Here is a 26,747-nt window from a genome sequence, read left to right as displayed (position 1 = left end):
ACCGTGAGGCGCGCAGCGGGAGCCGAAGGCGATTCAGGCGAGGCCGAGGTCCTCAAGACCGAGGGCGTAGAAGTACGGGAAGCCCTCAGCCTCGATGCGCTCCTTCGCACCGGTCGCACGATCCACGATCACCGCGACGGCGACGACCTCGGCACCGGCTTCCTTGAGGGCGGCGGCGGCTTCAAGCGGAGACCCGCCCGTGGTCGAAGTGTCTTCGAGGACGACGACGCGCTTGCCCGTCACATCAGGCCCTTCGATGCGGCGCTTCATGCCGTGGTCCTTCGCCGCCTTGCGGACGACGAACGCATCGAGGTCGAGCCCGCGCGAAGCGGCGGCGTGAAGCATCGCGGCCGCAACAGGATCGGCGCCCATGGTGAGGCCCCCGACGGCGACGTACTCCTCCCCGGGGGTGAATCCGGCTTCTTCGAGGAGGTCGAGCATGACGTGGCCGATGAGGGGAGCGGCCTCGTGATGGAGCGTCGCGCGGCGCATATCGACGTAGAAATCGGATTCACGGCCCGAAGCGAGCGTGACCTTCTCGTGGATGACCGCCAGCTCCTTGACCAGTTCGGAGAGGCGGGCCTTGTGCGAGTCGTTCGTCATGGCTCCAGCGTACAAGAGCGCACAAGGGCGAAGGTCCGAGGAGACAAGGGGCGCGCACCGACAGGTGCGCGCCCCCTGCTGGTCGAAACCCTCACTCGCTCACGGCTTCGACGAGTTCGATGAGCTCTCCGATCCCCTCGTGGATGCCGAAGGGGCGGTACGGGTACTGCTCGACTTGCTCGAGCGAGGTCGATCCCGAGAGGACGAGGTGCGTGCGAAGCCCCGCTTCGACGCCCGCCTGGATGTCGGTGTCCATGCGGTCGCCGACCATGGCTGCGCGCTCGGAGTGCGCGCCGATCTTGTTGAGGCCCGCGCGGATCATGACGGGGTTCGGTTTGCCGACGAAGTAGGGGCGTTTGCCGGTGGCGGCGGTGATCATCGCGGCGATCGAGCCGGTGGCGGGCAGGGTCCCGTCATCGGAGGGGCCGGTCACGTCGGGGTTGGTCGCGATGAACTTGGCGCCGGACTCGATGAGCCTGATCGCACTGGTGATCGCGTTGAAGTCGTAGTTGCGGGTTTCGCCGAGGACGACGTACTCGGGGTCCTGGTCGGTCATGATGTAGCCCGCGCCGTGCAGGGCGGTCGTGAGCCCGGCTTCGCCGATGACGAAGGCCGTGGAGTCCGGGGACTGCTGCGAGAGGAATGCGGCGGTCGCGTTCGCCGAGGTCCAGATGTTGTCCTCGGGGACGTCGAGCCCCGAACGGGCGAGCCGTGCTGACAGGTCGCGGTTGGTGAAGATCGAGTTGTTCGTCAGGACGAGGAAGGGGTAGCCCTTGCGGCGCAGCGCGTCGAGGAATTGTTCGGCGCCGGGCAGGGCGCGGTTCTCCTTGACGAGGACGCCGTCCATGTCGGAGAGCCACGCGGAGACCGGCGGCATCTCGGTGAGGGGCTTCGGCGCAATAGTCGTTGTCGTCATGTCTTCATCGTAGGCGTCCGGGCCCGCGGGGTCTCGCGGGCGAAAACACGGGCGTCCCGTGCAGTTCTTAGGGGACGAGGGCGGGGCAGTGAAGCTCTTGGCTGTCAAGAGACGCGCTTCAGTCTCGTCGCTGCGAGCGACTATCCGGGGTTCTTGCAGAAGTCGAGGACGCGGATGAGTCCTGCTTCTGTAGCGAGTTCTGCGCGGTGGTCGGGGTGACTGGAGTAGTAGTCGAGGATGTCCCTCAGTTCCGTCGGCAGCAGTGGCATGAGAGTTCGGGGTACCAGTTCAGGGAGGGTGTTGGCCCTTCGAATGTGGAGATTCCTCACGTCGAGGTGGGTAAGTCGCGGCGTCTCGGTCCAAAGGAAGACGTGCTCGCGTCCGTCCACGGTTCGGAACTGCACCCGTTCCGGTGTCAGGATCAGCTCGAAGCCTGTGCATCGGGTGAGGATGCCGCGGTTCAGGTACAGCTCGTAGAAAGACGCGCCGGTGAGGAAGAGACCGCCGAGGGCGTAGCTGATTCGGTGACCGAAGTAGGCGATGTAGAAGAAATCAAGGGCGATGAGGAGTCCTAGGGGCACGATTCCGAGGAATGCGAGGACGTAGCCGAAGGACGTTCGTGTCCAGACCCGTCCGGGATCAAGCCGCCACAGGAGGCTGCGCCGGATGTTCCCAACTATCAGCACGAGAATGAGCGCCGGTACGGTGAGTATCTCGATGCCGATAAGGAGTGGCGGCACCCGCCGTCCAAAGATCGTGAAGAAGCTGACGATAAGTAGCAGAGCGTAGATGACGAATCGCAATGTTCGCTTCTGCGAGCTTTCCGCTTTTTCGGGAGTCCAGATGGGGTGCTTTCGGTGTCTCTTGCCCATTGATACTCAAGTCTTACGGATCATCCGGGATTCTTGCAGAAGTCGAGGACGCGGGCGAGTCCTGCTTCTGTAGCGAGTTCTGCGCGGTGGTCGGGATGACTGGAGTAGTAGTCGAGGATGTCGCGCAATTCGGTGGCGCGTAGAGGAATGAGAGTACGGCGGATGAAATGCAGGGCGGATCCGCTTGTGCGAATATGAAGGTTCTGAACATCGAGACCCGTGAGCTGGGGATGTTTTTCCCAGTCGAAGTCGTACAGGCGACCGTCGATTGAACGGAGTCGGACTTGCTTGGGTGTGAGCGTCACTTCGAATCGAGCGCCGTTGGCGTGCAGGCCGCGCATCTCGTATAGCTGAAGGAGTATGGCGCAGATGATGGCTACTCCTCCGACGGCATAGGAGTAGTGGCGGTAGGCGACTGCGACATGAAAGAAAACAATAGCGAGCCCGCACGAGACGGTGATGAGTCCGAGTTGGGAGGCGACGAACGGTAGCCCTGTGCGTGTTGAGATTCCGTCGGGTCCGAGCGACCACCGGAGGCCGTAGCGGGGAAGCTGAGTCACGAGGCCGAGTCCCATGCCGATGGTCACAAGGATGAGGCCGCTGAGTAGTGGGTTTCCCAGCCAGGTCCGGAATAGAGCCGCGCAAAATCCGAGAATACAGGTGAATATGAGGATGAAAGTGACCGAATTCACCGTCGTGCGGTCAGCCTCTTCAGGTGTCCACCGGCGTGGTGTTTGCTTTAGCCTCATAGTGTTCCTCCTGGATTGTGAAGGAATGAATGCGGGGCGTCGGGTGGCCGGTATTCGGTGTTAGGGATTTGCGCTCTTCGATTCTCTAGGCGCAGAAGATCAACGAGGTCATTGGTCGGCTCGTCAATCAACTTCCTCCTAGTACGTAGGGGAATCAGGGATTCATATCCTTCTCTCGCGGCTACTGCTCCGCCGACAGTCAATGCCACCGTAGCGACCAGCGGCAGTGCGGCTCCTGAACCGAACATGCCTGCAGATTCGAGTGTACCCGCGATGAAGCCTCCGGCTTCGGCGCCGAGAAGACCGGAACCCACCGACCCGGGCGATTCCCCGGAAGCAATCTCTGTTCCCGCCATGATGAAAGAGCTGACGGTTCCGACGCGACTCGCCCATTCGGCATAACTGATGAGTTTCTGAGACTGAGATGCCAGCGTGGTCGCCGTTCGTGAGTTTCTTCCGGCGGTGATGGCTGCAGGAGGAGTCAGGCCAAGTTGAACCCATTGGTCTGCATTCTGCACGGCGGCAGCGCTCGCGCGTGAAAGGGCGATCTGGGCCCGTGCCTCGAATGCCGAACGGACGACTTCCTCGGTAAAAGAGAAACCCAAATCGGTCAAAAGGCTCTCCACATCGGGAAGCTGGACTATCTCAGATAGGTCTTGAGTCAGAGTGTCGATGAAGTTCGAAAGCAATGACCGTGCTCGCTCAGCATCTTTTACAAGGTGCGACCATTCCTTCCACTGGTCTCTAAGAAGTGCGTTCCGTGAGACTGTTGTGGAATAGGCGTCCTTCTCCTCGGAAGAGAAAGACGTGGAGAAAGCGGGGAGCTCTTCGATTGGGTCGGGTGGGTAGATGGTGTAGTCGACGACGTGCAAACCGTGTTCTCGTGCACGGAAGCGAATGTCGCTCATGTCCCTTTGACGGTCGAAAAGCTCCTCAGCGTACGCCAAGACCCTGTCGCCGAGACCCTTCGTTGCTTGTGCCCAGTTGTAGGAATGTTCCTTCATGGGCCACGCGCTTGTCTCGTACGCCTGTGCGGCGCGGCCTTGCCAATCAGCTGCGAGTTCACGACAAGTGGCGATGTAGAGGGCCTCCTGTTCGAACACGCGCCCTGCGGCATTGAGCCAATCTGCGAGTACGAGCAGTGACGAGTGGCTCCCCTCAATGTAGGTGTCCAGCGCAGAAGTCTCAGACATTTTTGCCCACCTTCATGAGGCTCTCGACGATCTGCGCCTCATCCTCGATGGTCGCATCCCTTGCAGATTCAAGCGCTGTTGACATTGCCCGGGACCATGAGGAAATGGCTCCGACATTGCGTGAGATCTTTGCGAGAGAAGTCAGGACGAGGGCGGTGAGAGGGCCGCCATCAACGTCTTCGGGCATTGTGGACGCCTGTGCGTCGATGTTTTGTGCGGCCTCGTGATGGCGTTTCGCCATCATCGTCAGCACATCAGAATCTTGGAAGACGAGCTCGCCCACCTCACTGCACCTCCGCAGGCCGACGAGCCTCTTCAGGAATGCTGGTGTCCACGAGAATGATGTCGAAAGGCTCCTCTCGTCCGATCTCGTCGAGCCTCTCCGTTGGAATCAGCGCCCACGGCTGGTACGGTCCGCAGCAGTCGGCGAGTCTGTCGAGTGCCGTATACGCAAGCAGTGCTGTGCGTCCGTCAGCCAGTCTGCGCAGCTCGACTTCAGAACCGAAGTCGCTTCTTTGGCCGGTCGTTGGGACGTAAAGCACCGGTGGGATGGGACGCCTGGATTCGCCGTTCGCTTCGCTCATTCCAGTCGGCCTATTCCGGGTCGGCGTCCACGGCGCCCTGGACGTCGTGGAAGAGGAGGTTGGTGAGCTCCAGCTGGACCATGTCGACGCGCGGGACGTCGATGAGGACGAGGGGGTCGTCCGCGCTGGTCTGTAGGGTGAGCGTGCCCGCGCCGAAGAGGCGGTCCACGAAGTCGCGGTCCGAGGCGATGTCGGAGATGCGGCTGAGCGGCAGGTCGTGCCCCTTGCGGTTGAGGATCCCGTGGCGGGTGATCATGCGTTTGGAGGTGAGCGTGTAGGTCGTGGTCGATCAGCGCATGAAGGGGATGAGCAGCAGCGGGATGCTCGCGACCAGGACGATCGCCCAGACGAAGGCGTGCGAGAAGGGCGCCCATTCGGCGGGGAGGAAGTGCGAAGCCAGGGCGCCGAGGGCGATGAGGAGGACCTCTGCGAGGATGCGGGGGGAGGATCGCTTTGATGTGCGAGCGCATCTTCCGGACGATGACTTCGTCGGCGGCGAGCCGCAGGTTGCGTGTGGACATGCCTCTATCGTGCCAGGCGATCGCCCGTGCGGCTATCGTCGGGGGCGTGGATGCGGTGATGGACGAGGGCGGTGCGGTGAGAATGAGCGCGGCGGAGGGAGGGGCTCCCGGTGAGCCCGGGCCCCGCGTGCGGGGCGTCGGTCCATGGCGGGGCCCGCTTCCCGATGACCCCCGTTTCGATCCGGAGCTTCTCGCCCTCGGCGATCACCGGAACGTCGAGGACCGGTACCGGTATTGGACGATGGAGGCGATTCGGGGGGACCTGGCGGCCAGGAGTCTGCCCTTCGAGGTCGCGGTGGAGAATCTCGGGCACGATTTCAACATCGGGTCGATCGTGAGGACGGCGAACGCCCTGGGCGCGCGCCGCGTGCACATCGTCGGGCGCAGGCGTTGGAATCGGCGCGGGGCGATGGTGACGGATCGTTATCTGCCGGTCGATCATGTGAAGACGGCGTCGGAGCTCGCGGATTCGTGCCGCGTGCGGGGGCTGGTCCTCGTGGGCGTGGACAACGTCGAGGGGGCCGTGCCTCTGGAGTCGGTGAGGCTGCCCGAGCGCGCCTGCCTGGTCTTCGGCGAGGAGTCGGGGGGTTTGAGCGAGGAGATGATCGCGCAGTGCGGGCTCGTCGTCGCGATCACGCAGCGCGGTTCGACGCGCTCGATGAATGTCGGGCATGCGGCGGCGATCGTCATGTGGGCGCATTCGGCGGCTCTGGCTGCTGCTCGGCCGCCGCAGGGCGAGGGCGGGCCGGAGGGCGGCGGCGCTCCGGGGATTCGCGGTGTGGTCTAGGTAACGAGGGCGGGAATCCTGCCAATCGCGATTGACGAATGTGCAGCGATTCGGGACCTCCATCCTCATTGAGGTTCCTCCGGTGTGGGAGAATCGTCAGTGACAATTGTGTCGCTCGATTAGGAGGCTCCTGTGCCTATCGCAACCCCTGAGGTCTACGCCGAGATGCTGAATCGCGCGAAGGAAGGCAAGTTCGCCTACCCCGCGATCAACATCACCTCTTCCCAGACCGTCACCGCCGCAATCCAGGGCTTCGCCGAGGCTGAGTCCGACGGCATCATCCAGGTGTCCGTCGGCGGCGCCGAGTACGCCTCGGGTTCGACCATCAAGAACCGCGTGACCGGTTCGCTCGCCCTCGCCGCTTACGCGACCGAGGTTGCGAAGAACTACGGTGTGACGATCGCCCTGCACACCGACCACTGCGCGAAGCAGAACATCGACTCCTGGATCCGCCCGCTCATGGAGATCGAGGCCACCCAGGACCTCCCGACCTTCCAGTCGCACATGTGGGACGGCTCGGCCGTGCCGCTCGAGGAGAACCTCGAGATCGCCAAGGAACTCCTCGAGCTCTCCGTCAAGGCCAAGACCATCCTTGAGATCGAGATCGGCGTGGTCGGCGGCGAAGAGGACGGCGTGGTCGGCGAGATCAACGAGAAGCTCTACACCACCACCGAGGACGCCCTCAAGACCGTTGAGGCTCTCGGCCTGGGCGAGAACGGCCGTTACCTCACCGCTCTCACCTTCGGCAACGTGCACGGCGTCTACAAGCCCGGTCACGTTAAGCTCCGCCCGGAGATCCTCGGCACCATCCAGGAAGAGGTCGCCGCGAAGGTCGGATGGAAGAACAACCGCCCCTTCGACCTCGTCATGCACGGCGGCTCCGGCTCCTCGGCCGAGGAGATCGCCCTCGCGGTCGCCAACGGCGTCATCAAGATGAACGTCGACACCGACACCCAGTACGCCTTCACCCGCCCGGTCGTCGAGCACATGTTCCGCAACTACGACGGCGTGCTCAAGATCGACGGCGAGGTCGGCAACAAGAAGATGTACGACCCGCGTTCGTGGGGCAAGTCCGCTGAGGCGGGCATGGCCGCGCGCGTCGTCGAGGCCTGCCAGCGCCTCGGCTCGGTCGGCACGAAGATGGCCTGAGCCTCTTCGAGTCTCGCTTCGGGCGGGGTCCGCGGTTCGTTCCGCGGGCCCCGCTGTCGTTTTATGGTCTTTCCTTCCAAAACGTGCACAGTTTCGATCCCGCACGTCGTCCCTTGGACACGCGCATTCCTGTATGTACGGGTAAACGGGTTAGTGCTGAGTGGGAATGGCGGGGATCCGGGAAATTGCGTGCGTTTTGACGGGAGCGGAGAGCGTTCAACCCCTGTGCGAATCCGTGCCGATCGTCCGTGTGACTGCGGAGTTCATACGTATTGGTCGCCGCGCCTGCAGGTCGATGACTATTCGCTGGTGACTTTCGCCAGCGATCAGTACGCCGTGACCGCCCGCTATTCGTTCACGGATGCTGCGGGCACGCAGGTCGCGCCGGATGTGTTCGTGGTGTTTTCGAAGGCGGACGCGTCGACAGTGGTGGCGCCGCAGAGCTTCGGCATGCCTCCGGCGTCGTTCGAGTCAAGGAGCTGAATGTGTGCCAGCGCTGCTCGAGGAGCTGGCTGGAGTGTCCATGATGAGCGCCTTCATTCGCATGGTCGGGGATGAGGTCCAGGGTGTCACCTGCACCACGGACTCAGTCGTCTGGTCGCTGAGCGTCTGATTCGTTCAGGAAGCTGGCGTTGCGGGATCGGGGCCGGTTGCGGTGAGCTGGGTACTGCTGAAGATGCTCCGACTCTTGATCTGGTCGCGGGGAGCCTTTTCTCTGCGCGCGTCAAGCGCTGGAGAGCGAAAATCATGCCGCCTTTTCGCGGAGATCTGCGCAGGAAGAGTCGGCGCCAGGGGGAGGTGATCGACATGGCCGAACAAGAGCCGACGCTCCTTGCGGCAGCCTACAGGCCCGGAGTGACGGCATCTTCGATTTCGCAGCTCTACTCTCCTGGCTGGTCGTCGGGAGGAACGCGGCTGTCGCGGCATGCTGCGTCGGCTTTTGATGGAGATCGAACTGGTCAAGCAAGTCGAGGTCAACATCGACTACATCATCCGCATGGTCGAAGAACGCGCCGGGCAAAGCGGAGCGCAGGACGTCATGATCCTCGCTGGCGTGGAGTGGCTCATCGGTGCCAGCATCCTCTGTATTCCAGGCGTGACCTCATCGAGTAGTTGCTTGCGACTTACACCGTCGGCTCCAACGGCGGGGAATTGTCGGCCCGAATCCTTGAAGCGGCCAAGAGGTAGGAGAATGACCAGCTCATCGTCGCCGAGCGCCTCAAGCCGGAAGCTACTCGAGCACTCGCCTAAAAGGTACTCAAGGCTGGTCATGTGTCTGAGGAAGGCACCGAGATTCTGTCGATCCTGCCCGCCGTCCTGCTTTGCGAAGAATGCCGATGGGGTTAATGAAGCCTCGCGTCATTGACGCGCTCAAGGCATATGTCGAGGGTTCTTTGGGGCATAGGCAGGCGGGCGCTAAAGAACTGAGACAAGAAGGAGCTGGCTCGGCTGAGACGGGCGCCCGCACTCCGGAAGAACTCCGGTCCGGCATCGTCCTCGTTATGAGCGAGCCCGCATCTACGAAAGACGTCCTTTGTGAGATCGGCGGATCCTTCGGTGCTGGGAGGCCAGTCCGCGTCGTCCATTGGCGTCGTCTAGGAGGGGAATCTTCATGTTTACCAGGTGGTTCATGAGCTCCTTCTGTTCGGATCGCAGGGAGCTGGCGGCGTTCTGGGCAAAGTAATGGAAGTCAGATCGTGGCTTGAGGAAGCGCGGAAACAGGAGCATGCCGCTTCGAAGCAGGGCCAGTAGCGTTCCGGTCAGCGTGCCGACGATCCCGACCCCGATTGCCGACTCATCAGCCGCGCTCACCAGTAAGAGCATGATGAGTAGAAGTTCCATGCAGATAGCTATGAGCACCAGGAGGAATGCAAGGAAAGCTGAGGCTCGAGTTGGTTGATGGCAAAGCCGCGCATGCAAGTAGGTCTTTGAGTTGTAAATCAAGGCGACAAACAAGAGTGAAAGAACAACGAGCACTGGAATGGTGGATTTCACAGGCTCAAAGGAGCGCGACGTCTGTAGGACGGAGAGTACTCCGCTCGCAAACGTCACAATGATCGGAAGCGCGTACCAAGCGAACTGCGAGATTGGTGTTCGAGGTTTCCCCTCCTGCTCGTCCTGAGGGGCATCCGGCGTCTGAGCTCTGCGCGCTCGCTCCGTGCGAATCGCGGTGAGGATCTTGTCCCCGGCGTCGTCGCGATCACGCCCCCTCCTTGTCTGCCGGCGAAAGCTCGAAACGCCGACGTCTTCGTGGGAGTCCGAATGCCGTTCAGTGAGTCTGGAAAGGTCCTCGATTGCGAACTCAACATCGGCAAGTCGAACAATTCGATCTGGATTGGTGCGTTCCTCACGGTCCGCATCGAAAACGAAGACACTTGCATAGACGAAGACGTAGATTGCCCAGTGCAGGGACATGGCAAAGAATCCAGATTGTGCTCCAACGTAGTTTGTTTCGAGAACTCTCCGAATAAAGTTCAGGGTTGAGATAGAAGCAATTTCGCTGGAGATGAAGACTGCTATAATGGCAGCCATGCTGTCGCCGAAGAAAAATATGCTTCGAGTGCGCTGAGCTTCAAACCACTGGGATGCTGAATCCGTCGACATTGTGATCTCTTGTTGCTGCTTACGCAGTCTTTCCGCAAAGGATGCGCCGAGAAAGATTGCAAGAGCTCCAATGTTGGTGGAAAAGAGAGTCTCGTTGGAGATCGATAAGTCGTGGAGTCCACGCAGGCCGAGTTCGAGGGGATTGTCCTGAGGGGCCAGACTTCCGTTGAATACTTCAATCAGGAGTCTCACGAAGACTAGCGCGGCTGGGAAGAGAGCCGGTGGGATGAAAAAGAACAGGAGTACCTGCGTTCCCCGCGTGGTGCCCACAGCCCGTGAGCCAGCCTTCGTGGAGTCTATGATCTGAGACATTGGACCGTCCTGAAACGTCGGATCGTGTCGGATGGTGAGGAACTGCGACCAGTCTAAAAGGTGGGCCGCGCTGGCCGTCGATTGTCCGCGATCCTTGGCTCAGATGCCCGTACAAGTCTGTTCTCATCAGCACCTGCGGCCAGGGATTCCGTGACAGGCGTCCACGAACGTGGTGTGATTAGAACACCTCGACGTGGAAGGTTGAATCGACATGGCACAGGAGCAGATGCGAGTCGAAGGCATGATGATCGGGCGCGGCTTCGACCCTGCCGCAGTCGCCGCTGAATGGTGCGAATGTGGGAATTTTCCCCAGCTCGAATGGTTCCCCCCATCCTCGCAACTCCTCGGAGCTAACTTCGCCCTCGTCGATAGCGCGGTCGCACTCTACAGGGACGAAGCCGGAGTCGGTATCGGCCTGCTCGACTCGTGCGTGCGCGCTGCGAGCAAGTGACATGAGTCGTCGGAAACGTCTGATCATGATGAGCGTCGGAGCATTCTGCATCGCAGCGTTTGCAGCCTGCTCGGTCTTGCCGTGGTCGGGGGGTGGCAAGACCGCAGATCGCCGATTTGAGGAATTCACCGAATCCATTTCCCAGAAGCCGGAGATTCAGACATCGGTCGATCTGTTGGTCGATCGAATGCCGGGACTTGGTGCGGTCGAGGTCCATTACGCCGCCGCATATCGCGAATCCGGACGGGAGCTTCCGGACCCGGATCCTCAGTATTGGCTCGACGCGGTGATCAAAGTCGACGAAGTGACAGCACCGGCGTTTTCAAGACTCGCGACCGGTGAGCCGAAACTTCTTCCAGGCATCTATCCTCCTCTGCGTGAATTCGTGCCTGAGGACTGCTCGTGGACCCTCGTTGACGAGGAACTGGTGGATGGAGAATTGAAGACCGCGAAGGCAGCTGATCGCTTCGACATCACTGGGGCGGTCTACTCGGCGAACTGTCGGATCCTCATCATTCGGGGAACAGGGTGGTAACACCTGCTCGGAAGACGCGCTGACCGTTCTGAATTCTCTTTATATTGCCCGCTGTGTGATGTGGAATGCTATTCCGGATAGGTGTCCGAAGAATTGCGCAGGAGGATGAGCGATGGACCTTCATGTGGACGATGGGGCTCTTCGGAGCGCGGCCGGGAGGATCCGGGAGGGAAGCATTCGTCTCAGCTCCGAACTCTATATCCCGGCCCTCGAATCGTACGGGTCTTTGGCATTCCCATCCGCGCTATCCTCACAACTGCATGATCTGCAGACGCAGATGAACGCCCTCGTGCAGGATGTGGCATCGACTGCTGATGCGACGCTGGCGACCGCCGAGTCGATGGTCGGATTGGAGGAGTCGCTGGAAGAGGCCTTCAAGGGGGCGAGGAGCAGATGACGTTGTCGCGATCCGAGGCGCGAGTTTTCGACGCGTCCGCCTACTCGTTCCTCGCGGTAAGTACCCAGAAACGGGCACAGGAGATTGCCGATACGGCCATGGGACTCTCCACGTCGGCGAAGACCGCCTTGCTTGGCTGGAGCGGTCGTGCGGCGAGCGCATTTGCTTCGAAGCTCGGGAGCGAGATCTCTCGAGCGGAGTCCCTTGGCGACGAATATGTGACGGTGGCATCGGTTATCGACTGGTACGGTACAGCTCTCTCCACGGCGTGCGCCAACGCCGTCGCCGCTGCGATCGAAAGTGCCGGATTCGATGTCGATGACCAGTAGCAGGTCACTTTGTCCGCGCAGCAAAAGCAGAGTGCGGGCGTTGGGTTCCTCTTCGTCGAGAAGATCGCGTTGCAGACGATTCTGACGGCGAAGGTCAATACGATCGCGAATGTTGACGCGAACGCCGTCGCATTCGTCAGAGGCTCTCAGGCTCCTTCCACCGGTGCGGGACAAGGAACTCAGGGAGATGGATCCGATACGACATCCAATGGCTTCACCATCGGCGGGGAGCCGGATCGCACCGTTGAATTCGACGACCACTATCCTTTCGAATCGAAGAAGGGCGAGGAGACTGAAGCGGACAAAGAGTCGTGGGACGAGTGGGGGCGGAAGGCGTGGCTTGCTCAGCTGGCCCCGTGGCTCCAGAACGCTGCCGACATGTATTCGCATTACCGGGATGGAACCGGAACCCCGGTGGAGATCGACCTCGCAGAGGCGTCCAGGGAGGATCCCTCGATCCGTGCGAATACGGATGAGCAGATTTCCTCCGCTCTCAAGGCCGCGAACGATGCGGTTTCGCAGGGATACACCGACACAATCATCCACTCGCCGATGACCTCGGCGACGAACTATCCGGAAACCGAGAACTGGCAGAAAGCGATCGGCGGATACACGACCTACTCTGACTCCAGAGTAACCGTCGAGGGGGATACCGTCACCGTTGAGGTGACGGTGACGGCGCGGGATAGATATAACTTCGATGCCGCGAAGTCGGACATTGCCTCGGGAACACCTGATGCGGTGAATGGTCGATTCGAGGAGCTTGGGTGGGCACGGAGCTTTGAAACGACGGGAACCGTGACGGAAACGTACACGTGGAAGGTTGGGGATTCACCGCCGTCGGTGGGTACGGGCACGGGCGGACATCGTGAAAGAGGCTGAGAGGAGTTCAAACGTGGTGGACGGAGATCTTCGGGGAACGGTTGTGCGATCTGATGTTGAAGTGCTCGTTGAGCGTATCCCCGTACTCACGGGTGACGAGGAGGGGCGCTGGTGTTTTCATGAGTCGGCGGTGGATATTCTGGGCCCGGCAGTCCTGTGGATCGACGCGGCGATCCGCGTTGATCCACAGCTGTACGACGAACTCGAGAGTTACTGCGAGGAACCGGTAGAGCTTCCCCGTGACGTACCGCGGGCACTCGGCCTCGAGTCGCGGGCGCCCTGGTTCGGCGGAGGCCGATTGATTCCGGGTTTGGGCGTCGTCGACCGACGGTCGACGACGGCGGCGCTCGCCCGCGGGTGGCTCTATGTCAGGATTCACGTCTGAGCTCTTCTTCATGACGTGCCGCGGGCGCTCGGCCTCGCTCAGACCGTCGACGTCCGGGTGAAACGCCGCGCAGCCGAGTTCGGTAGTGCCCCCCTTGCCCCACGTCCGGACTGGGCTGATGTTCCCGGGCGAATAGGCGCGCCAAGGGGAGCTGGGTCCACGCTCGCACGGTGCCTGGAGGGGAGGACGGAAGGGGTGGGATTCGCTGTACTGGAACAACCACGATCAGCCCCGGATTGTGAGCAGATGTGGGGACGATTCGGGATGAAGAGGCTTCACGACCGCCGTTCCGTGGTTGCCGGTGGACCCGAACCATGTCCTCGTGAACATGGCTTTGATGAGGAACGACGAGAATCCGATCTTCTATCACTACAGCTCCACATCGATCTGCGGCACATCAATCCGGCTCTTCCCGATCAAGGGTGTAGTTGGGGTCTGAATCCGCTGGTTTCGTGGAGGCTTCGGGCGGTGTAGCGGGTGAGGTTCCGGAAGCTGAGTGCGCTGACGTGGAGATGTTCGAGTCGGTTGTTGATCGCTTTATTCGGCCCGTTCGATCTGCCGGGTCGATTGAAATAGGCCAGCACGTCAGGACTGCATCTTCAGGGTCCATCCCAGCGTCTTGACCTCGACCAGGTCGTCAGGGACCCCGGCGCTGACGTTTGCGATCAATTTTCCATCAGCGTCTTACAGACGGCGAGGCCGGCGACAAGATGTACGACCCGCGTTCGTGGGGCAAGTCCGCTGAGGCGGGCATGGCCGCGCGCGTCGTCGAGGCCTGCCAGCGCCTCGGCTTGGTCGGCACGAAGATGAAGTGAGCGCCCGCCTGTGGTTGAGCTGATTCACTGAATCGGACTCGGTGGCCCCGCCGCGATTCTTCGCGGCGGGGCCGCTGTCGTTGTGCTGGCAAAGGGGATTGCGCGGCGACTGGTGCGGAATTCCTGAAAGTCGAGTGATGCCGGGGTGCGGGTCTCTTGATCCCCCGTGGGGGGCGTTTTGACGGGCTGTCGAAGCCCCTATTCCTTCTTCGACAGGGTCTTCTCGATTTCTCGTCCCAGGGAGAGCAGGTTCTTGACTTCGAAGGGGGTGCTTGTTCCGAAGGGGTTGGGGGAGGAGAGGCTGATCGCGCTGCGGTATTCTCTGGGCCTGGCGATGAAGGAGATCCGCCCGTCGGCAGTCCGAAGGTCGAGGCGCACGCTTCCTGCTGCTCTGTCGCTTCCGTCCCTCAGCCTGCAATGGGTGACCTCGGTGTTCATGAGGGCGTCGCCGTCTTCTCGGATTTCGATGCGCGTCCCATCGATCCGGACGATGTAGTTCTTCGTCAGTTTCTTCCGGATCCGCTTGACGATGAGCCAGCTGATGGCGACCGCCGAGAATATCAGTGCGAGTGAGACGAGGGCGTGGGTGCGTGAAGCGAGGGCGGGGCGTGAGTAGAACGCTCCCGTGTGTGCGGCCAGCACGAGGGATCCGAACACTGCGGGATAGCTCAAGCCCATGATGGCGTCGGATTTCGCCGTGACCGCCTTGAATTCGTACTGTTTCACAGGTGCTCTCCGGGGATCGATGTGCGGCGCTGGGGGCATCGGAATGGGGCGGGTGCGAGCCGGTCGTGCGCATTCAGCGGGAGGCGCGGGGCTCATCCATGAGCACACACTAGCCGCTCGGTGCCGCTTCGGGCCGAGGATCGTCTGGCGCCCTGGGAATCGCGGGTGCTTGCGCTCGGGCCTCCTCCTTCGGCCTGAGATCCCCGTCCGCCGCGGCGCGTCGGCCGTCCGGGTGGGTGAGCTCCTTCGGGAGGGGCGGAGCTCCCCTTCGGAAGCGGCTCTGAATCCCCCGCGCCGCTTCCGCTCGAGGGAGGCGGGCAGGGTTCGCGGGGTCCATCCCGTGACTCGGGCACCGAAACGTGATGAGATAAGAGCACCTCAATGTGGAAGGGTGGATCGCCATGGATCAGGAGTGGATTCGGGTCGAGGGGATGATCATCGGGCGCGACCTCGATCCCGCCGACGTCGCCGCACAGCTTCGGGAACGGGCGGTGCTCGCTCAGCTCGAATGGTTCCCGTCCTCGCCCCAGCTTCTCGGAGTCAACGTCGCCGTATCCGAGGACCGGGTCGTGCTCGTCGTCGACGGCGAGGTGGCCGAGGGGCCGACGACCGGTGAACTCGCCGCGGAACTCGCCGAACTCTTCGAGGCGGAGGTGCGCATCGGCTCCTCCAGCGTCGATCGTCTCCCGGAGGGGGAGTCGCCATTGGCCGATTCCCTCGACGAGGAGGACCTGGACTTCGTCGAGGGCGCGAGCCGAGTCGTCGAGATCGGACGGACCTCCGCCTCCTCGGTGCCGCTCCTCGCCGCCTTGGAGGGCATCGATCTTGCGGACATCGAACTCGGCGACGGGCATCGCGCCCTGCTCGCGGAGCTGGAGGCGGATAAGGCCGGGTGGAATTTCGGTGAGCTCCCGCTCGTCACCCTCACCTGGTCGGACGGGGAACTCCAGGCCTTCCTCGTCACCGATGACCACCTCGAGCACGTCGTGACGCACAACTGGGGGATGGACGCCCTCATCGTCCCGGGGGCGCACGAGAGCGTCGATGAACTCCCGGGGGAGATCCTCGATCTCGTGGGCGATCGTCCGGAGCTCGAGGCGATCGCGGCCGGTGTGCCCGGCGCCGATGTCGAGGCGCTTGTCGCATCTGCGGAGTTGTCGGGCGAAGAGGCGGCTGCGGCGGTCGTGGCTGCGCTCGGGCTTCCCGCTCGGACCGTCGACTTCCTCCTCGGCAGGATCGGCGCGGGGGATGTCGAGGGCGCGAAGCTGCACCTGGCGAAGGGCATTTCGAATGCGATCGGGCGCAGCGTCGACATCATGCTCTCGGAGCCGGATTCTCCTGCTCAGCCGCTGTGGAGCACCTACCAGTCGGTCGCGGTCGAGAAGCCGTGGCTGGTGCGCACCCTCGCCTCCGTTGAGGCTGTGGCGGGGACGGCCCTGCTCACTCTCGCGGTGAGGGCGGATTCCCCGCGCTCCGGGTGGGTGAAGGCCGGCGGTGTGCTCGGCGCCTTCCTGCTGGTGGATTCCATCGCCGAGATCTCGCTTTCGAGTTATCTGCGCAAGCGTCATCTGCGTTCGGAAGGCGACTGAGGCTCTCAGGACGCGTTTCGAAGGGGGCGCCCGGACTCATCGGAGTCCGGGCGCCCCCTTTCGCCCTCGTTCAAGGGGCGCGGTGTTCGTCGGGGGCTCGCTTCAGTGCTCTGCGAGCGGGGGCGAGGGGAGGGGATGCGGAAGAAGGTTACGTCTTGGCGTAGTTTGAAGCGCTGAGTTATCGTATCTACTAAATATGGTGCTTCGAACACTGAGAGTCCACAAGATCTCGTGGTCGAAGGCTCCCGCCTCCCGTTGAAAGGACCTGCGTGCCAGCACGATTCTCCGAACTGCTCCCCTCGCTCCCCGTCCGCGAACTCTCCTTCGAGGAATCCCCCGACCTCGTCTACTTCTCCTCCGCCTCCGAGAACACCAGGCGCTTCGTCGAAAGGCTCAAGAGGCCCGCGGTCCGCATCCCCCTGCGGCCCCGTGTCGAGGGGCTCCTGCGGGTCGGCCGCCCCTACGTCCTCATCGTCCCGTCCTACGGGGGAGGGGACAAGACCCAAGCCGTGCCCAAGCAAGTCGGCCTCTTCCTCAACGACCCGCGCAACCGCTCCCTCCTGCGCGGCGTCATCACGGGGGGCAACACCAACTTCGGCGAGCACTACTGCATCTCCGGCCCGATCATCGCCGCCAAGTGCAAAGTCCCCGAGCTCTACCGATTCGAGCTCCTCGGCACCGATCGCGATGTCGCGCGGGTCGACGCGGGCCTCGACCGCTTCTGGGCCGAGATCGAAGGGCGATGACGCGAAGACCGCGCCAGCGCGGAGGCATGGACGAACCCCTCGGATGGACGAGGGCGAAGAACCGAAGGAACCGACGAAAGGCATCATGAACAGATCAAGCACCCCGACTCCCATCACCGAGCGATCCGTCACGCCCCCGCGCTTCCGACACGATCCCGAAGCCAGACTGCGCCCCATCAACTGGAACCGCGTGGATGATCCGAAGGACCATGAGGTCTGGAACCGCCTCACCTCCAACTTCTGGCTGCCCGAGAAGGTCCCCCTGTCCAACGACCTGCCCTCGTGGAACGCGATGACGCAGGAGGAGCGCACTCTCACGATGCGCGTCTTCACGGGCCTCACCATGCTCGACACGGTTCAGGCCACCGTCGGGGAGATCAGCCAGATCCAGGACGCGCGCACAGAGCACGAAGAGGCCGTGTACACGAACATCGCCTTCATGCAGGCCGTTCATGCGCGCTCCTACTCCTCGATCTTCTCCACGCTGTGCGGCACCGAGGAGATCGACGCGGCCTACGAATGGGCCGTCGGCAACGACCTGCTTCAACTGAGGGCGAAGACCGTCCTGCGCCACTACTACGGGGACGACCCCCTCAAGCGCAAGGTCTCGGCGACCCTCCTGTCCTCCCTGCTCCTCTATGCGGGCTTCTACCTCCCCCTCCACTTCTCCGTGCGGGCCAAGCTCATGAACACGGCCGACATGATCCGCCTCATCCTCAGGGACAAGGCCGTTCACGGCTACTACTCGGGGTACAAGTACCAGCGGGGACTCGAAGCGCACGATCCCGAGGAGCGCGAGAGGATGCGCGACTTCACCTACTCGCTCCTCGAGGATCTCTACGAGCTCGAAATGCGCTATTCGGGCGCCCTCTACGAGCCCCTGGGGCTCATGGACGACGTCGCCGTCTTCGTGCGCTACAACGCGAACAAGGCGCTGATGAACCTCGGATACCCCGCGCGCTTCTCCCCCGAGGAGACCGAGGTGAAGGCCGAGATCCTCGCCGCCCTCGCCCCCGGCGCCGATGAGAACCACGACTTCTTCTCCGGCTCGGGCTCCTCCTACGTCATCGGCACCGCCGAGGAGACGAGCGACGAGGACTGGGAGTTCTGAGGGCCCGACCCGTCCGAGGCGGGGAGCGCCGTGGGAAGGCGCCCGCGCCCCGGTCGGGGCAGGGGCCCTTGATAGCCTGTGAACATGGTCTTCTCTCAGGTGTCGGCGAGCAATCAGAACTACCTCAAGGCGGTGTGGACCCTGGGGGAGTGGTCGGACGAAGCGGTCACCGCGACGACCGTCGCGGCCAAAGTCGGGGTGCGCCTGTCCACGGCCTCCGACGCGATCCGCAGACTCGCCGAGCAGGGCTACCTCGCCCACGCCCCCTACGGGGCGGTTGCCCTGACGGACAAGGGGCTGGCGGTGGCCCTCGCGATGGTGCGCCGCCATCGCCTCATCGAGGCCTTCCTCGTCGAGACCCTGGGCTACCGCGCGGACCAGGTGCATGAGGAGGCCGAGGTCCTCGAGCACGCGGTCTCCGATTTCATGATCGAACGGATCGACGCTCAACTGGGCCGGCCCGAGCGGGATCCTCACGGCGATCCGATCCCGCGTGCCGACGGCTCCGTTCCCGCGTTCGGGGCGCTCCTGCTCGCCGAGGCGGCCCGTTCCGCTTCGAACAGGGGTGCGCTGCGCGTCGAGCGCATCGCCGATGACGATCCCGAGCTCGTCCGCTTCCTCGCCGAACGCGGGATCGTGTACGGGGCCGAGGTGGTCCTCCGCGAGCCCCCGCCCTATTCGGAGGCCGTGGCGCTGAGCCTGCGGGGAGCGCGGGAGGAGGTCTCCTTCGGGATGCAGGCCGCGCGGGCCGTCTGGGTCGCGGCGCTCGACGAGGGGGCCCCGAAGCGCTGAGGCCCGTCATCGGGTGATGAAGGGCGTCCGGCCGCCCTTCTGGCCGCCTCTCAGGCCGCTCTTGCCCGCCGCCCCTCCGGCCCCTCTCTCCTCGTCGCCTCTCCCGATGAAACCGGGCCGGCGGGGGCTCGTCCGTGTGCAGCCGCCCGCCGACCCGGGGGCCGCGCGCTCAGTTCGTCATCATCCGCGGATCGTCATCATCCGCAGTTCGTCATCGATGCGCGCGTGGACCTCGCGGATCGCCTCGGGGAGATTCTCGAATCCTCCGAGGTGCTCGGCGCGGAAGCCCATCTCCTGCTTCCAGCGCTCGACATCGATGCTGAGGAGCCGGGCGAGGTCCTCGTCCGCCACCCCGAGGCCCGTGCGATCGAGCTCCGCGGCCGTCGGGATCGTGCCCACCGGCGTGCGCGTCCCCGATGCGGTGCCGTCTTGGAAATCCATGAGCCACAGGAGGGCGCGCAGGTTCTCGCGGTATCCGGGCCAGAGGAAGCGCCCGTCGTCGGGATCGCGCTGGAACCAGTTGACGTGGGCGAAGACCGGGGGCTCGCTGAGCCCCCCGAGGATCTTGAGCCAGTGGGCGGCGTAGTCGCCCTCGGAATAGGACATGAAGGGGCGCATCGACATCGGGTCGTAGCGCAGCTGGCCCTCGACGCCCTCGGCCGCGAAGGTCGCCTCGGCGCCGAGGGTGAGCCCGTCGTAGACGCCCTCGGCGATGTCCCTCATGGCGCGGATGAGGGGCTCGCGGTCCCGTGTGCGTCCGCCGAAGATGACGGCGTCGATCGGCACGCCCGTCGGAAGGGAGGCGTCCGGGGCGACGGTCGTGACATTGCCGAGGGCGGTCGCGAAACGGCTGTTCGGGTGCGCCCAGGGCAGGTCTTTCTCCTCTTCGCCCCGTTCGCTGATCGGCGCTCCCGTCCAATCGAGCCATCCGTCGAGGTCGCTCGGCGGTTCGGGCGTGCGCCCCTCCCACCAGACCTCCTGGGTGCGCTCGTTGTAGGCGACATTCGTGAAGAGGACGCCGCTCCCCTCGCGGATCGCCGACAGGGCCGCGGGGTTCGTCTCCTCGTTCGTGTCCTTCGCGACGCCGAAGACGCCGTTCTCGGAGTTCATCCCGTAGAGCCGCCCGTCCTGGCCGGCCCACAGCCAGGTGATGTCGTCGCCGTAGAACTCGACGCGATAGCGTTCGCCGAGGGCGTCGGGCGGCAGGGTCATCGCGAGGTTCGTCTTCCCCGAGGCGGAGGGGAATCCGCCGCAGACGTGGTAGGTGCGCCCCGTCTGCGTGTCGACGATTCCGAGGAGCATGAACTGCTCGGCGAGGAACTTCCCGGACTTCCACCCGTCGTAGGCGGATTGGCGCAGGGAGTGGGCGATCTTCCCCAGGAGGGCGTTGCCGCCGTAGGAGGAGCCGTAGTGGATGATGAGGCGCTGATCGGCGATGGTGGCGAAGAGGCGGCGATCCTCTTGCGTGCCCTGGCCGAGGGCGTCGAGGTCGCCGGTCACGTGGACGGCGCGGACGAAGAAGGACGGGTCGTCGAGTTCGTCGAAGAGGCGGAGGCCGACTCGCGCCATGCGGATCATCTGGAGGACGACGACGCGGTTGTCGGTGATCTGGACGCCCGCGGCGTAGGGGGCCAGGGGCGAGCCGGGGACCGCCATGAGGTAGGGGATGACGTACATCGTCTTGCCCGCGAGGGCCCCTGCGACTCGTTCGCGCTGTGCGGCGAGGACCTCCGATGCGGGGCGCCAGTTGTTGTAGAGGCCCTTGTCCGCGGGGTCCGATGTGGCGACCACGGTGCGCCCTTCGGAGCGGGCCGTGTCCTTGGGGTGGGAGCGCGTGTAGTAGCGTCCGGGGCCCGCCGGGAGGATCTCCCGGGCGTCGAGGGCCTCGGCGAGGAGGCGGGCGTCGTCCTCGGCGCTGATGATCTCGATGCGCTCCGGCGCGGTGAGCAGGGCCCACTCCTCGACGAATGAGCGGATGGCGGGGTTGTCGACCCCGCCTTGGTCGAGGCTGTGTCGGATGGTCGTCAGGTCCATTGAGTCTCCTCCTGTCGGGCGGCACGTCGATCGTGCTCTCCTGGCCCCACAGCTTAACTACGTCATGCCGAAGAATAAAATGCGTCTTGACGAAGTTTTGGGGAGGTGCGGCTTCGATCCCCCTCTCGGAGGAAACGGGGAAGACGCGCAAGGACCGAAGGTCATGAAGGCGCGGCGAGAAACGCCGTGAGGGGCCGCCTCCTCAGGCGGCCCCTCACGGGCGGTGCGATGCGTTTCACCGAGCGGAGCGCGGCCCCCGAGCGGGAAGACCGCCTCAGAGCGGGCGCCTCAACGGGCGAGCGCCTCGGCGGGGAAGTCCTGCGGCCGATCGGTGAAGATGCCGGCGACCCCCCAATCGGCGAGCTCGCGCGCACGATCGAGATCGTTCACGGTCCAGACGTTGACCTCGAATCCCGCATCGCGCATCTTGGCCACCTCCTCGCGCGTGAGCCCCGTATCGTCGGGGTGGATCGCACGGCAGCCGAGAGCGGCGGCGCCCTCCTGCCAGGTGGGGCCGGGCTGATTCTCGCGCTCGAAGAGCCACCCCAGGGCGACCCGGGGGCGCGCCTCGTGGAAGTCCTTGAGGATCGCATGATCGAAGGACGACACGATGAGGCGCGAAGGATCGGCGACCGCGTCGACGGCGACCGACAGGTTCTCGACGAGGGTCCTGCGCAACTCGGGCCCGCCGTAACAGGGCTTGATCTCGAGGTTCATGCCCATGCACTGCCCATTGGCGAAGGAGATGACATCCGCGGCCTCGGGAATGCGCTCGAGGCGGTACGTGTCCGAGAACCACCGGCCCGCGTCGAGCCTGCGGATATCCGAATACGTGAGGCCGTAATACCCGCCCTCGCCGCTGGTCGTCCGATCGAGGGTGTCATCGTGGATGACGATGAGGGTCCCGTCGCTGATGACATCGACGTCGAACTCGAACCAGGTCGCCCCGACCTCCCAAGCCTTGGAGAAGGAGGCGATGGTGTTCTCGGGAGCGAGGGAGGAGGCTCCCCGATGGGCGTAAATGCGGGGGAATCCGGTCATGATCGTCCTTATCGTCCGGGGTGGGTGAAGATCGGCGCGAGGCCGGGCGGGCGGCGACGGGGAGTCACCACAGGTCCGGATGGCTCGCGGGAGTGGGGGCATCGCCCTCCTGGGCGATGAAGATCGCCTCGTCGCGCTTCGTCGGCAGAACCTTCTCGACGTAGGAGGCGATGACCTCGTCCAAGGGAAGATCATGCCCGGCCTGCTGAGCCAGGTACCAGCGGTGCTCGAGGAATTCGTGGAACACTTGGGCGGGCTCGAGCTTGCGACCGAGTTCGGGCGGGATCGCGGCGATGACGGGCTCGAAGACCGTGGCGAGCCATTCGTGCGCCGCGAGTTCGAGCGGCATGGCGGGGTTGGCGCTCGTGGCCCGGTAGGTTTCGATGTCGTTGAGCAGGCGCCGGGCCTGATTCTCCCCCACGTCCATGCCGGTCAAACGCATGAGCTTGCGGTGATGGTGCCCCGCGTCGACGACCTTCGGCTGGATGCGCAGCTGCGCAGTTCCGGCGACCGAGGACATCTTGAGCTCGGCGACGTCGAAACCGAGATCGTTGAGGCGCTCGATGCGCCGCGAGACCTTCCACTTCTGATCGGCCTCGATGGTCTCGGTGCCCGTGAGCTCGGTCCACAGGTCCTCATAGCGGGTGCGAATGCGATCGCCGATCTCGATGGGGTCGGCGTCCTCGGGGAAGAAAGTGCCGGCCTGGAGGTCCATGAGCTCGCCGATGATGTTCGTGCGGGCGAGGTCGACATCGTATTCGCGCTGGCCCCGGGTGAGCGCCGGGTGGAGCTCACCGGTCTCGGCGTCGACGAGGTAGGCGGAGAAAGCGCCGGCGTCCCTGCGGAAGAGGGTGTTCGACAAGGAGACGTCGCCCCAGTAGAAGCCGAGGAGATGGAGGCGCACGAGGAGCACCGCCAGCGCGTCGATGAGCCGCGTCGCAGTGTCCGGGGTCATGTGGCGGCTGAAGAGCGCGCGGTAGGGGAGCGAGAACTGGAGGTGCTCGGTGACGAGGACGGCGTTGAGCTCCTCGCCCGAGGGCGTGCGCCGTCCGGTGATGACGGCCGTGGGCAGGACCGAGGGCGCATCGAGCCTCGACAGGTCGCGGAGCATCTCGTACTCGTGATGGGCGACGCTCGGCCCGATCTCCTTGACGGCGATGACGCGGTCGGAGAGCTCGACGAAGCGGACGATGTGCCGTGAGATCCCTCGGGGTAGCGCGGCGAGCAGGGAATCGGGCCACTCTTCGAGGGCGACCTCCCAGGGGAGGTCGAGGAGGGCCGGATCGACCGTTGCGGCCATGATCTCCAGAGCTTCAGGCATGACGCCATTGTCTCATCTGCGGGCCCTGTGCGGTCATCGGGCATCGCGGGCCCGGATACGGGCCGGCCCCGCCCTCGTGAATCGAGGACGGGGCCGCAAGGGTGGAACCGCGCTCAGCCGCGCATCACTCCGGAAGGCGCATGCCCGTCGAAGCGGAGAAGTTGTGCTGCTGACCGGGCAGGATACGGGCGTGGACCACGCCGCCGCGGCCGGGCGCCGTGCGCGGGGCGACGCGGACGATGAGCTGCTTGACCGAGCCCTCCTCGCTCGAGCCGAGGCCGTGCGCGGCGCCCGCTCCGGCGAGGTGGCCGTAGATGTAGGCGTCCGAGCCGAGCTCCTCGACGAAGTCAACCTCGATCGGGATCGTGTTCTCGACCTCGGAGGAGACGAGCTCGAGGCCCTCGGGGCGGAAGCCGATCGTGATCTTCCCGCCGTCCTCGGGGGTGAGGGCGTCGAGGGTCGCCTGCGAGAGCGGCACGCGGGCCGGGCCGAGGATCGCGACGCCGCCCTCGACGTCGAACTTGCCGAGGTTCATGGCCGGGGAGCCGATGAAGCCGGCGACGAAGTCGTTGGCGGGGCGCTCGTACATCTCCTGCGGGGTGCCGACCTGCTGGAGGAGGCCGTTGTTGAGGACCGCGATGCGGTCGCCCATCGTGAGGGCCTCGGTCTGGTCGTGGGTGACGTACACGGTGGTGACGCCGAGCTCGCGCTGGAGCGAGGCGATCTGGGTGCGGGTCTGGACGCGGAGCTTGGCGTCGAGGTTCGACAGCGGCTCGTCCATGAGGAAGACCTGCGGCTTGCGGACGATCGCGCGGCCCATGGCGACGCGCTGGCGCTGGCCGCCCGAGAGGGCCTTCGGCTTGCGGTCGAGGTAGGGCTCCAGGTCGAGGATCTTGGCGGCCTCGTCAACGCGGCGGTTGATCTCCTCCTTGGGAGTGCCGGCGATCTTGAGGGCGAAGCCCATGTTCTCGCGGACCGTCATGTGCGGGTAGAGGGCGTAGTTCTGGAAGACCATCGCGATGTCGCGGTTCTTCGGGGGGACGTCCGTGACGTCCTTGTCGCCGATGAAGATGCGGCCGGCGTTGACGTCCTCGAGGCCGGCGAGCATGCGGAGCGAGGTCGACTTGCCGCAGCCGGAGGGGCCGACGAGGACGAGGAACTCGCCGTCCTCGATCTTGAGGTCGAGCTGGTCGACCGAGGGCTTGTCATTGCCCGGGTAGATGCGGGTGGCCTTGTCGAAGGTGACGGTTGCCATGTTCTCTATTCCTTCCCACCGGCAGGTACGTGCCGGACGATCCGAGTGGGTCCATTGTCAGTCGGCGGCGTCGCCGACGGCCGCCCATCGTCGTGCGACCGTGCTCAACTTATCACCCGCGGGGCGAGGGCGCATGTGAGTCCCGACACGCGGCCCCGAGCCCTCCCCGAGGGGAAGGCGCCTCCCGCTTGTAGGCTTGGGGCGTGAATGCGGGGGATGAGATCGGCGGCTACGCCCTGGTGCGCCGACTCGGATCGGGCGGTGCGGGCACCGTGTGGCTCGCCGAGGACGGCGGCGGCTCGAAGGTCGCCCTCAAACTCGTCCATCCCGCCCTCGCGGCCGACGAGGCGGCGCGCCGCAGGCTCGAACGCGAAGCCGCGACGGTGAACTCGGTGCGCTCGGACTGCGTCGCGCACGTGGTCGACATCGAAACGGAGGCGAGCCAGCCCTTCATCGCGACCGAGTTCGTCGAAGGGCCGACGCTGGCGTCCCTGCTCGCCCAGGGCCCGCTGTCGCCGCAGACGGTGGCCGCCCTGGCGATGGATCTGGCCCGGACGGTCGAAGCGGTTCACGAGGCGCGGATCGTCCACCGCGACATCAAGCCCTCGAACATCATCTGCTCGCTCGACGGCCCCGTCCTCATCGACTTCGGCATCGCGATGACCGATGGGGACGAGCACTTCACGCGCACCGGCCTGGTGTCGGGCACCGCGGGCTACACGGCTCCCGAGCTCCTGCGCGCCCAGGAGGCCAATGACGCCTCCGATTGGTGGGCGTGGGCGGCGACCCTCCTGGCCGCTTCGACGGGGCGCCCGCCCTACGGGACGGGGGACGTCCAGGGCGTCATCATGCGGGTGCTCACCGGGGAGGCGGATCTCGCCGGGGTCGACCCGCGGGTCGCGCCCGTTCTGCGCCTGGCGCTGTCGCCCGACGCGAGCGCCAGGCCCGGAGTCGACGAGATCGTCGAGGAGCTCGTGGCGGCCTTCGGCCTGCCCCAGGGCGCGCTCGACTCGGACGAGCTCGACTGGGCGGCCCTCTTCGCCGATGAAGCGGATCGTGCGCGCACGCAGGTGATCGCGCCGCCGCCTTCACCGGAGCCCCCCCTCGCGCGCACGAGGGCGATGCCGACCTCGGATGTCACGGTTCCGCTCGGAACCCGAAGCGCTCCGCTCGTCCCGCCCCCGGTGGTCCCTTCCGACAGCTATGCGGCGGCGGGCGCGCCCTGGCCGCAAGCGCAGTACCCGAGCGCGCCGGAGGGCGCCCCCTTCCAGCCGAATCCTCATCCGGGCGCTCCCCCCGTCGGGGGAGCGCCCTACGGCGGGCCCCTTTCCGCCGCCGTGTACGAGGACTCCGCGGCATTCCCGTACGCCCTCGACGCCGGGTACGTTCCCGACTTCCCCCGGGTCCCCTGGGTCCTCGGCCCGGCGCTCCTCATGCCCCTGGGGATGCTCCCGATCCTCATGGGGGCTTCGGGGACCCTCCTCGTCCTCGGGCTCCTGCTCCTCGTCGCCTTCGCGGGCGCCTGCCTGAGGCGCCGAGAGCGCCGGCGCTGCAGGGCGGGCGTGAAGCGGGCCTCGGACACCGCGGCGATGATCGCCGCTTCGCCCCTCATGCTGCTCAGGGCCGCCGCCGGTCTCGCGCTCTCCCTCGCCCTCGGCGTCCTCGTCCCCTACGGGGCGTGGGTCCTCAACTCCTACGCCTCGACCGGCGATCCGATGTGGCAGATGATCCCCTCCCTCGTGACATCCCCGAAGGCCACCATCGGCACCGGGATCGTCGCGGACCCGTTCGGCGCGGCAGGGGCCTGGCTGGTGAGCTGGGGCGGCTTGCTGCTCGCCTGGTGCATGCCCTCCGCCGTCGATCTGCGCGACGGCGCGGGCCGATTCACGAGGGCGGTGCTGCGGGGCTGGTGGATGCGGGCCCTCGTCGTCCTCGCGTGCGCGGGTGTCGTATTCGCGACGTGGATTCTTCTCACAGGGGGCATCGCCGGGGCGGCGGCCTGAAGCTTCTCCGGCTACTCTGACGATTGCAATGCAAAGGAAGGAGGG

General features: G+C 64.7%; 28 protein-coding genes and 3 pseudogenes. 16 read left to right on the top strand and 15 right to left on the bottom strand.

Annotation, left to right across the window (positions count from 1 at the left end; all coding sequences use genetic code 11):
• Nucleotides 1–33: 33 nt before the first annotated feature.
• From pyrE to HD592_RS10630, 8 genes and pseudogenes are all read right to left on the bottom strand, one after another.
• Nucleotides 34–603, bottom strand: a complete 570-nt coding sequence (gene pyrE, locus HD592_RS10665) for an orotate phosphoribosyltransferase (protein ID WP_184454003.1) — start codon at nt 601–603, stop codon at nt 34–36.
• A 91-nt stretch (nt 604–694) separates the two neighbouring features.
• Nucleotides 695–1,519 carry an HAD-IIA family hydrolase gene (locus HD592_RS10660; RefSeq protein ID WP_184454001.1) on the bottom strand — a complete coding sequence of 275 codons (825 nt, stop codon included), beginning with the start codon at nt 1,517–1,519 and terminating at the stop codon, nt 695–697.
• A 140-nt stretch (nt 1,520–1,659) separates the two neighbouring features.
• Nucleotides 1,660–2,322, bottom strand: coding sequence for a hypothetical protein (locus HD592_RS10655; protein WP_184453999.1), 663 nt, complete (start codon nt 2,320–2,322; stop codon nt 1,660–1,662).
• Nucleotides 2,323–2,411: 89 nt separating this feature from the next.
• The gene (locus HD592_RS10650; protein ID WP_184453997.1) at nt 2,412–3,140 is read right to left on the bottom strand and encodes a hypothetical protein; all 729 of its coding nucleotides are present in this window, start codon (nt 3,138–3,140) and stop codon (nt 2,412–2,414) included.
• Entirely contained in the window at nt 3,137–4,333 is a 1,197-nt protein-coding gene (locus HD592_RS10645) for a hypothetical protein (RefSeq protein ID WP_184453995.1), read from the bottom strand. The genes HD592_RS10650 and HD592_RS10645 overlap by 4 nt, the downstream gene beginning before the upstream one ends.
• Nucleotides 4,326–4,616 carry a hypothetical protein gene (locus tag HD592_RS10640; RefSeq protein ID WP_184453993.1) on the bottom strand — a complete coding sequence of 97 codons (291 nt, stop codon included), beginning with the start codon at nt 4,614–4,616 and terminating at the stop codon, nt 4,326–4,328. Before HD592_RS10640 ends, HD592_RS10645 begins: the two co-directional genes overlap by 8 nt.
• Before the next feature lies 1 nt (nt 4,617).
• Nucleotides 4,618–4,917 carry an SAV_915 family protein gene (locus tag HD592_RS10635; protein WP_184453991.1) on the bottom strand — a complete coding sequence of 100 codons (300 nt, stop codon included), beginning with the start codon at nt 4,915–4,917 and terminating at the stop codon, nt 4,618–4,620.
• Nucleotides 4,918–4,927: 10 nt separating this feature from the next.
• Nucleotides 4,928–5,438 (bottom strand): annotated as a pseudogene (locus tag HD592_RS10630) (PH domain-containing protein).
• A gap of 82 nt (nt 5,439–5,520) precedes the next feature.
• Between HD592_RS10630 and HD592_RS10625 the strand changes: the two are divergent.
• The 4 genes from HD592_RS10625 (at nt 5,521) to HD592_RS12415 (ending at nt 7,987) form a co-directional block, all read left to right on the top strand.
• Complete coding sequence (locus tag HD592_RS10625; RefSeq protein WP_221438043.1) at nt 5,521–6,225, top strand: TrmH family RNA methyltransferase; 705 nt, start codon at nt 5,521–5,523, stop codon at nt 6,223–6,225.
• Between the two features lie 132 nt (nt 6,226–6,357).
• Entirely contained in the window at nt 6,358–7,374 is a 1,017-nt protein-coding gene (fbaA, locus tag HD592_RS10620; RefSeq protein ID WP_184453988.1) for a class II fructose-bisphosphate aldolase, read from the top strand.
• A 309-nt stretch (nt 7,375–7,683) separates the two neighbouring features.
• Nucleotides 7,684–7,857 (top strand): hypothetical protein, encoded by a 174-nt coding sequence (locus tag HD592_RS10615; protein WP_184453986.1) that lies wholly within the window; start codon nt 7,684–7,686, stop codon nt 7,855–7,857.
• A gap of 4 nt (nt 7,858–7,861) precedes the next feature.
• A complete protein-coding gene (locus tag HD592_RS12415) occupies nt 7,862–7,987 on the top strand; it encodes a hypothetical protein (protein WP_281399007.1) in 126 nt (41 codons plus the stop codon).
• A gap of 905 nt (nt 7,988–8,892) precedes the next feature.
• Here HD592_RS12415 and HD592_RS10610 read toward each other — a convergent pair.
• The gene (locus HD592_RS10610; protein WP_184453984.1) at nt 8,893–10,290 is read right to left on the bottom strand and encodes a hypothetical protein; all 1,398 of its coding nucleotides are present in this window, start codon (nt 10,288–10,290) and stop codon (nt 8,893–8,895) included.
• A gap of 211 nt (nt 10,291–10,501) precedes the next feature.
• Between HD592_RS10610 and HD592_RS10605 the strand changes: the two genes are divergently transcribed.
• The 6 genes from HD592_RS10605 to HD592_RS10580 all read left to right on the top strand — a co-directional run bounded on the left by HD592_RS10605 (nt 10,502) and on the right by HD592_RS10580 (nt 13,269).
• On the top strand, nt 10,502–10,741 hold the full coding sequence (locus tag HD592_RS10605) for a hypothetical protein (RefSeq protein WP_184453982.1): 240 nt from the start codon (nt 10,502–10,504) through the stop codon (nt 10,739–10,741).
• A gap of 25 nt (nt 10,742–10,766) precedes the next feature.
• The gene (locus HD592_RS10600; protein ID WP_184453980.1) at nt 10,767–11,276 is read left to right on the top strand and encodes a hypothetical protein; all 510 of its coding nucleotides are present in this window, start codon (nt 10,767–10,769) and stop codon (nt 11,274–11,276) included.
• Between the two features lie 112 nt (nt 11,277–11,388).
• Nucleotides 11,389–11,673 (top strand): hypothetical protein, encoded by a 285-nt coding sequence (locus tag HD592_RS10595; protein ID WP_184453978.1) that lies wholly within the window; start codon nt 11,389–11,391, stop codon nt 11,671–11,673.
• Nucleotides 11,670–12,002: a hypothetical protein gene (locus tag HD592_RS10590; protein WP_184453976.1), complete on the top strand. Its 333-nt coding sequence runs from the start codon at nt 11,670–11,672 to the stop codon at nt 12,000–12,002. Before HD592_RS10595 ends, HD592_RS10590 begins: the two co-directional genes overlap by 4 nt.
• A gap of 9 nt (nt 12,003–12,011) precedes the next feature.
• Entirely contained in the window at nt 12,012–12,884 is an 873-nt protein-coding gene (locus HD592_RS10585; protein WP_184453974.1) for a hypothetical protein, read from the top strand.
• Complete coding sequence (locus HD592_RS10580; RefSeq protein ID WP_184453972.1) at nt 12,871–13,269, top strand: hypothetical protein; 399 nt, start codon at nt 12,871–12,873, stop codon at nt 13,267–13,269. The genes HD592_RS10585 and HD592_RS10580 overlap by 14 nt, the downstream gene beginning before the upstream one ends.
• Before the next feature lie 416 nt (nt 13,270–13,685).
• On the opposite strand, the pseudogene HD592_RS10570 reads toward HD592_RS10580, so the two are convergent.
• Nucleotides 13,686–13,941, bottom strand: a pseudogene (locus tag HD592_RS10570) (transposase); the annotation flags it as partial.
• Between the two features lie 17 nt (nt 13,942–13,958).
• Between HD592_RS10570 and HD592_RS10565 the strand changes: the two are divergent.
• Nucleotides 13,959–14,084 (top strand): annotated as a pseudogene (locus tag HD592_RS10565) (class II fructose-bisphosphate aldolase); the annotation flags it as partial.
• Nucleotides 14,085–14,282: 198 nt separating this feature from the next.
• Here the strand turns inward: HD592_RS10565 and HD592_RS10560 are convergent.
• Nucleotides 14,283–14,810, bottom strand: coding sequence for a hypothetical protein (locus HD592_RS10560; protein ID WP_184453970.1), 528 nt, complete (start codon nt 14,808–14,810; stop codon nt 14,283–14,285).
• A 401-nt stretch (nt 14,811–15,211) separates the two neighbouring features.
• Here HD592_RS10560 and HD592_RS10555 point away from each other — a divergent pair, with 401 nt between their 5' ends.
• The 4 genes from HD592_RS10555 to HD592_RS10540 all read left to right on the top strand — a co-directional run bounded on the left by HD592_RS10555 (nt 15,212) and on the right by HD592_RS10540 (nt 19,048).
• Nucleotides 15,212–16,399 (top strand): hypothetical protein, encoded by a 1,188-nt coding sequence (locus HD592_RS10555; RefSeq protein WP_184453968.1) that lies wholly within the window; start codon nt 15,212–15,214, stop codon nt 16,397–16,399.
• A 290-nt stretch (nt 16,400–16,689) separates the two neighbouring features.
• Complete coding sequence (gene nrdI, locus HD592_RS10550) at nt 16,690–17,145, top strand: class Ib ribonucleoside-diphosphate reductase assembly flavoprotein NrdI (protein ID WP_221438041.1); 456 nt, start codon at nt 16,690–16,692, stop codon at nt 17,143–17,145.
• Nucleotides 17,146–17,230: 85 nt separating this feature from the next.
• A complete protein-coding gene (gene nrdF / locus HD592_RS10545; RefSeq protein ID WP_184453964.1) occupies nt 17,231–18,256 on the top strand; it encodes a class 1b ribonucleoside-diphosphate reductase subunit beta in 1,026 nt (341 codons plus the stop codon).
• Between the two features lie 84 nt (nt 18,257–18,340).
• Nucleotides 18,341–19,048, top strand: a complete 708-nt coding sequence (locus HD592_RS10540) for a metal-dependent transcriptional regulator (protein WP_184453962.1) — start codon at nt 18,341–18,343, stop codon at nt 19,046–19,048.
• Between the two features lie 180 nt (nt 19,049–19,228).
• Here HD592_RS10540 and HD592_RS10535 read toward each other — a convergent pair whose 3' ends face one another.
• From HD592_RS10535 to HD592_RS10520, 4 genes are all read right to left on the bottom strand, one after another.
• Nucleotides 19,229–21,082 (bottom strand): phosphoenolpyruvate carboxykinase (GTP), encoded by a 1,854-nt coding sequence (locus HD592_RS10535; protein WP_184453960.1) that lies wholly within the window; start codon nt 21,080–21,082, stop codon nt 19,229–19,231.
• 288 nt (nt 21,083–21,370) lie between these two features.
• Entirely contained in the window at nt 21,371–22,123 is a 753-nt protein-coding gene (locus tag HD592_RS10530; RefSeq protein WP_184453958.1) for a glycerophosphoryl diester phosphodiesterase, read from the bottom strand.
• A 64-nt stretch (nt 22,124–22,187) separates the two neighbouring features.
• Nucleotides 22,188–23,444: a DUF4032 domain-containing protein gene (locus HD592_RS10525; protein WP_154476074.1), complete on the bottom strand. Its 1,257-nt coding sequence runs from the start codon at nt 23,442–23,444 to the stop codon at nt 22,188–22,190.
• Nucleotides 23,445–23,568: 124 nt separating this feature from the next.
• Nucleotides 23,569–24,699, bottom strand: coding sequence for an ABC transporter ATP-binding protein (locus tag HD592_RS10520; RefSeq protein ID WP_184453956.1), 1,131 nt, complete (start codon nt 24,697–24,699; stop codon nt 23,569–23,571).
• 203 nt (nt 24,700–24,902) lie between these two features.
• Here HD592_RS10520 and HD592_RS11970 point away from each other — a divergent pair, with 203 nt between their 5' ends.
• Entirely contained in the window at nt 24,903–26,702 is a 1,800-nt protein-coding gene (locus tag HD592_RS11970; protein WP_320658123.1) for a serine/threonine-protein kinase, read from the top strand.
• The last annotated feature ends 45 nt before the right edge of the window (nt 26,703–26,747 follow it).

This window comes from Schaalia hyovaginalis (assembly GCF_014208035.1).
GTDB lineage: Bacteria > Actinomycetota > Actinomycetes > Actinomycetales > Actinomycetaceae > Pauljensenia > Pauljensenia hyovaginalis.
This window is presented reverse-complemented; position numbering and strand designations above follow the sequence as displayed.

What these genes read in the sequence shown, in the direction of transcription:
- HD592_RS10625 (WP_221438043.1), top strand. Translation starts at nt 5,521, where the DNA reads ATGAGCGCGGCGGAGGGAGGGGCTCCCGGTGAGCCCGGGCCCCGCGTG.
- HD592_RS10535 (WP_184453960.1), bottom strand. Translation starts at nt 21,082, where the DNA reads ATGGACCTGACGACCATCCGACACAGCCTCGACCAAGGCGGGGTCGAC.
- HD592_RS10660 (WP_184454001.1), bottom strand. Translation starts at nt 1,519, where the DNA reads ATGACGACAACGACTATTGCGCCGAAGCCCCTCACCGAGATGCCGCCG.
- HD592_RS10645 (WP_184453995.1), bottom strand. Translation starts at nt 4,333, where the DNA reads ATGTCTGAGACTTCTGCGCTGGACACCTACATTGAGGGGAGCCACTCG.
- HD592_RS10530 (WP_184453958.1), bottom strand. Translation starts at nt 22,123, where the DNA reads ATGACCGGATTCCCCCGCATTTACGCCCATCGGGGAGCCTCCTCCCTC.
- HD592_RS10600 (WP_184453980.1), top strand. Translation starts at nt 10,767, where the DNA reads ATGATGAGCGTCGGAGCATTCTGCATCGCAGCGTTTGCAGCCTGCTCG.
- HD592_RS10610 (WP_184453984.1), bottom strand. Translation starts at nt 10,290, where the DNA reads ATGTCTCAGATCATAGACTCCACGAAGGCTGGCTCACGGGCTGTGGGC.
- HD592_RS10595 (WP_184453978.1), top strand. Translation starts at nt 11,389, where the DNA reads ATGGACCTTCATGTGGACGATGGGGCTCTTCGGAGCGCGGCCGGGAGG.
- HD592_RS10520 (WP_184453956.1), bottom strand. Translation starts at nt 24,699, where the DNA reads ATGGCAACCGTCACCTTCGACAAGGCCACCCGCATCTACCCGGGCAAT.
- HD592_RS10590 (WP_184453976.1), top strand. Translation starts at nt 11,670, where the DNA reads ATGACGTTGTCGCGATCCGAGGCGCGAGTTTTCGACGCGTCCGCCTAC.
- HD592_RS10605 (WP_184453982.1), top strand. Translation starts at nt 10,502, where the DNA reads ATGGCACAGGAGCAGATGCGAGTCGAAGGCATGATGATCGGGCGCGGC.
- HD592_RS10540 (WP_184453962.1), top strand. Translation starts at nt 18,341, where the DNA reads ATGGTCTTCTCTCAGGTGTCGGCGAGCAATCAGAACTACCTCAAGGCG.
- pyrE (WP_184454003.1), bottom strand. Translation starts at nt 603, where the DNA reads ATGACGAACGACTCGCACAAGGCCCGCCTCTCCGAACTGGTCAAGGAG.
- HD592_RS10555 (WP_184453968.1), top strand. Translation starts at nt 15,212, where the DNA reads ATGGATCAGGAGTGGATTCGGGTCGAGGGGATGATCATCGGGCGCGAC.
- HD592_RS10650 (WP_184453997.1), bottom strand. Translation starts at nt 3,140, where the DNA reads ATGAGGCTAAAGCAAACACCACGCCGGTGGACACCTGAAGAGGCTGAC.
- HD592_RS10635 (WP_184453991.1), bottom strand. Translation starts at nt 4,917, where the DNA reads ATGAGCGAAGCGAACGGCGAATCCAGGCGTCCCATCCCACCGGTGCTT.
- nrdF (WP_184453964.1), top strand. Translation starts at nt 17,231, where the DNA reads ATGAACAGATCAAGCACCCCGACTCCCATCACCGAGCGATCCGTCACG.
- HD592_RS10525 (WP_154476074.1), bottom strand. Translation starts at nt 23,444, where the DNA reads ATGCCTGAAGCTCTGGAGATCATGGCCGCAACGGTCGATCCGGCCCTC.